Origin of the sequence: Caballeronia sp. BR00000012568055, assembly GCF_029439455.1 — a bacterium.
GTDB lineage: Bacteria > Pseudomonadota > Gammaproteobacteria > Burkholderiales > Burkholderiaceae > Caballeronia.
On the sequence record NZ_JAQFVG010000022.1, the window covers coordinates 12,488 to 17,078 of the forward strand.

The window sequence follows — 4,591 nt, forward strand, 5'->3', positions numbered from 1 at the left end:
GCCTGCGAGCCCCAGTCGCAGAGGCGCCCTTGAGCGGGCTATGAAGCTGGTCATTTGATCGTTCTCTCTCTAACCACTTCTTTATGCGAACTCCGGGCGCACGTCGCCTCCCGCATAAACAATCCGTATTTTTATTCGGATTACTTATTTCGTTGCCTGAAACGTCAGACACCCGGAACTGCCTGCTGCGCTGGTCTCCTCTTTGGCGAGGGATGCTTTCGCTCTGCAATGACTGATCGATCAGAGCACAAGCAAACGTCTTAATTGGACGATTTGTTGGAATTGATTGTGCGCCCGGCTAAATGGGCAATGAGTGCGGCGGCGCACGCAATCGGGAAAATGCTCATTACCCGCTTACGTGCAGACATTTCGCAGTCAGTTCCGCAACAATGGGAGTACGTAGGAACCCGACTGATTAATTAGAGCGCTTAGCATTTGAGAGACTTTTTTATCTTGCTCTCGGTGACGCAAACGATAAACCGTTGGTTTTCAATCCGGCGACCCGTTTAGGGAAAATGCTTAGCGCGTGCGTAACGCATCGACGATATTCATACGCGAGGCACGCCAGGCCGGAAGAAATCCGCCGATGAAGCCCATCGCAAGCGAAAACACCACGGTCTTCAATATGACGGAAGGCGTGAGGATAAAGCGGAATGACAAATCCGCGAAGGTCTGAAAATTCGTCGTAGAAAACGAAGCGAATTGCATCAGCGCTGCGCACGCCAGTCCCGCCAAGCCGCCAACCAAACCGAGTAAAAGGGCTTCGAGCAGAAATGCGCCCAGCACATCGATACGCTTGAAACCGAGCGCGCGCAACGTACCGATTTCCGCAACGCGATTAGCCACCGACGCATACATGGTGATCATCGCGCCGATCATGGCGGCGATCGAGAATATGCCCGACAGCGTAATGCCGAGAATATTGATGAAGGTAGACAAGGCCTTGGATTGATCGCCATAAAACACTTGCTCGCGCTTTGCTTCGTCGGCAAGCCGAGGATCGACATCGATATCTTTTTTGAAGCGTTCAAATGCATCGTCACGCACGAGGCGCACGACCATCGAAGAGTAACTGGTGCGGCGGAACGATTGCATCAACTGATCCACATCGCCCCATATTTCCGAATCGAAGCCGCTGCCGCCTGCATCGAAATGACCGACGATGGTCCAGTCGCGCTGCGCAAACCGCAAGTGATCGCCAATGCGTGTGCCGCCAAAACCTTTGGCAATACTGCTGCCTACGATGATTTCCGACGAACCGCGTTTGAACATACGCCCAGCAATCAATTTCACTTGCGGCCGCATGTCGATACCCATGGGCGACACGCCGCGTATCACGACATTCGCGGGCGTGTGCGTGCCGAGCTTGGTCAGCGTAATCAACACGACCGTTTCTTTAGATGCCTGCGGCAAGCCATCGCCATTCATTGCAACCGAAGGATGCATCTCCATCACATTCGCTTGCGCGCGGTCGATTGCGCTTTGAATTTCGGTCTCTGCGCCTTTGCGAATCACGACCACATTGTCGGCTTCGCCGGTGGAAACCAAGGTTTTCTTAAGCCCGGCATCGAGCATCAGCACGGTGGCAAAAACGAAAACGACCAAGGCAAGCCCGCTTGCCGTTAGCAGCGTGGTCAGTCTGCGCGCCCATAAATTGCGTGCGACATAGGAAACGGGAATAGCCATAAGCGCGCCTTAGCCGATTGCCCGCAGGCCTTCGACAATGCGGACGCGGCTGGCCTGCACCGCGGGCACGATAGCCGCCGCTAAAGCCACGACGAATGCGCATGCCGCTTGCAAAAGCATGGTGTCGTGCGACACCTTGAAGACCGGAAATACATTTCCGGTAGCCTGCTTGAAAAACTCCGCGGCTGGCGGCGTCAACAGCATGCCTAAACCGCCGCCGATCGCGCAGATCGCCAGCGACTCGCCGAACACGAGCACGCTAAGAAAGGTCGATCCAAAGCCCAGCGCCTTGAGCGTCGCATATTCGACGATACGTTCGCGCGCGCTCATCGCCATTGCGTTCGCCATGACAGCCATGATGATCAAAATGACCACATACGACACCACGCGTATGGCGGCAATAATCTGATTCGACATCGCAACGAAGCCGAGTTGAAACGCCTGCTCGGTTTCGGTCAGCGTTTCCGCGAGCGAATTCTTGAAGACGTTGTCGATATTGCGCGACACGCTTGCCGCCTGATCCGAATTATCGATGCCGACGATATACACGCCTACCTGATCGACCTGCCGCTTAGTGGTCTTGCGTATTGTCTCGTTAAGATAGTCGTAGTGAAAAATCATTTGCCGCGTGATGGTTGACTCATCCCGTCCTTCCATGATCCCGCGTACGACGAAATCCCATGTGCCCGGATAAATGGTTCCTTTAAGAGGAATGACATCGCCTACCTTGAAGCCGAATTGCGTAGCCAACTGACGTCCTATCAGACAGCCCTTGCGGTCTCGCTCATAATCGGAGCGCGCTTGCGGCGAAACGATGAACTCCGGATAAAGATCCAGGTAATTGTCCGAGACCGCAAACTGCGCAAAGAAATTCTTAGGATCGCGATATGTTCCGCCAAACCAGTTCGAACGCGCCACCAGCGTGACGCCGTCAACGCCACGTATGCGGCTCTCATAGGCGAGCGGCAAAGGAAATACCAAAGAAATGGCGTTACGCGTCACCAGTCGCGCATTCGATGCCGCCGCCGCACCTGCGTACCACGCATCGACGACTGTATGCAGAAGACCGTAAGCGAGAACCGCAATGGTCAGGCCGAACACCGTCAACGCAGTGCGCAACTTGTGACGCCCGGCGTTGCGAAGGATCAGCTTGAGCACAAACATGGCGGCTTATTTCCGGGTTCCATCCAGCAACTCGCCTTTCTCGAGATGCACCAGCGCTTTGGCTGCATTCGCAGCATGCGCGTCGTGCGTCACCATGATGATGGTTTTACCAAGACGCTCATTCAAGCGCTGAAGCATGGCAAGCACATCGGCAGCGGAATTTCGATCGAGGTCGCCGGTGGGTTCATCGGCGACGATTAGCGTGGGATCGGTGATCAGCGCACGTGCAATCGCTACGCGCTGTTGCTGACCGCCTGACAATTCCGATGGATAGTGAGTCGTGCGGTCGCCCATATTGACCATATCGAGCACCATCGCGACACGCTCACGTCGTTCATGCCGCGTGAGGCGCGTCAGCATCAAAGGCAATTCGACGTTTTCGAATGCGGTAAGCACCGGCATCAGGTTATAAAACTGGAAAATAAAGCCGACGTTGGCTGCGCGCCAGTCCGCAAGCGCTGCTTCAGGCAAGCGTGTGATATCGAGGCCGCCAACCGACAATTCGCCGCTATCCGGCCGGTCGATACCCGCGATCAAATTGAGCAACGTGCTCTTGCCTGAACCGGACGGTCCCATCAACGCGACGAAATTTCCTTCCGCAATAGAAAGCGTAATGTCGGTTAATACAGGCACAGTCTGCACGCCGCGCCGATACGACTTGGCGACGTGGCTTATTTTCACTAAAGGCGATGCGCTCACGTTATTTCTTCGCCAAGGTGACTTTAGCGCCGTCCTTAAGCGAATCATCGGGTGCGAGCACCACGGTATCGCCTGCTTTGATGCCTTCCACGGTAATCAAATCGCCAATGCGTTCGCCCGTCTTGACCGGTACTTCACGCACATGCTCTTTGTCTACGGCGTAGACCACTTGTTTGCCGCCGCGCGTCACCACCGCAGAAGGCTGCACCGCAATGACCGCCTTCTTTTCTTCGGGCGGAACGGGCTTGGATAAGAATGCAATCTTCGCGCTCATGTCCGGCAACACGCGTTCGTCTCGTTCGACAAAGCGCACCTTGACCAGCACCGTTGCCTTGGAACGATCGACCGTCGGCACGATACGCGACACACGGCCCGCAAAACGCGCATCGGGCAAGGCATCGAGTTGAATTTCGCAAGGCTGATCCACTCCGATGCGTGCAATATTCGACTCCGCGACATCCGCCTCGACTTCAAGCGTTTTCATGTCCGCAATCGTCACGACCGCGCCCTTGCTGTCCGATGCCGATGAGAACGGCGTGATGTTGTCGCCCACGTTGGCGTGCTTCTCAAGCACGACACCGTCAAAGGGCGCGCGAATAACGGTTTGATCGACGGCCACTTGCGCGGCTTTAGCGTTGGCGCGTGCGGAGATAATCGCCGCTTCGTCGCTGTTCATCGACGCTTTGGCTTTATCCAAACGGGCAAGCGCGGCATCGAATTGCGTGGCAGGAATGGCGCCTTGAGGCGCAAGCACCTTAAAGCGCTTAAGGTCTATTTCCGCATTCTTGAGTTCGGCGCGCTGAAGTTCGAGATTCGCCTGCGCGACTTTTATCTGGGCCTGAGCTTGCAAAAGCGAAGCGGCCACATCGTCGCTTTCGAGCCGCGCAATGACTTGGCCTTCCTTGACTTGCGAGCCTTCCAGCACACCCAGCCATTCGACGCGCCCTTGTCCCTTGGACGCCACCGCCGCCTTGCGCTGCGGCACGACGTAGCCGGTGGCGTTAAGCATCGTATAACTCTGCGATGGATATACCGATGTAAC

The 4,591-nt window shown here is 55.7% G+C and carries 4 protein-coding genes; all 4 read right to left on the reverse strand.

The window, feature by feature from the left end; translation table 11 throughout:
* Positions 1–519: 519 nt before the first annotated feature.
* On the reverse strand, positions 520–1,686 hold the full coding sequence (locus P7F28_RS02360) for an ABC transporter permease (RefSeq protein ID WP_277182832.1): 1,167 nt from the start codon (positions 1,684–1,686) through the stop codon (positions 520–522).
* A gap of 9 nt (positions 1,687–1,695) precedes the next feature.
* Positions 1,696–2,850 (reverse strand): ABC transporter permease, encoded by a 1,155-nt coding sequence (locus P7F28_RS02365; protein WP_277182833.1) that lies wholly within the window; start codon positions 2,848–2,850, stop codon positions 1,696–1,698.
* A 6-nt stretch (positions 2,851–2,856) separates the two neighbouring features.
* Positions 2,857–3,597, reverse strand: a complete 741-nt coding sequence (locus P7F28_RS02370) for an ABC transporter ATP-binding protein (protein WP_370467214.1) — start codon at positions 3,595–3,597, stop codon at positions 2,857–2,859.
* Positions 3,551–4,591, reverse strand: a 1,041-nt coding sequence (locus P7F28_RS02375; protein WP_277182835.1) for an efflux RND transporter periplasmic adaptor subunit, incomplete at its 5' end; no start/stop codon positions are given. The genes P7F28_RS02370 and P7F28_RS02375, both read right to left, overlap by 47 nt.

Coding starts and splice junctions, on each gene's coding strand:
- P7F28_RS02360 (WP_277182832.1), bottom strand. CDS start 1,686: ATGGCTATTCCCGTTTCCTATGTCGCACGCAATTTATGGGCGCGCAGA.
- P7F28_RS02365 (WP_277182833.1), bottom strand. CDS start 2,850: ATGTTTGTGCTCAAGCTGATCCTTCGCAACGCCGGGCGTCACAAGTTG.
- P7F28_RS02370 (WP_370467214.1), bottom strand. CDS start 3,597: ATGATTCGCTTAAGGACGGCGCTAAAGTCACCTTGGCGAAGAAATAAC.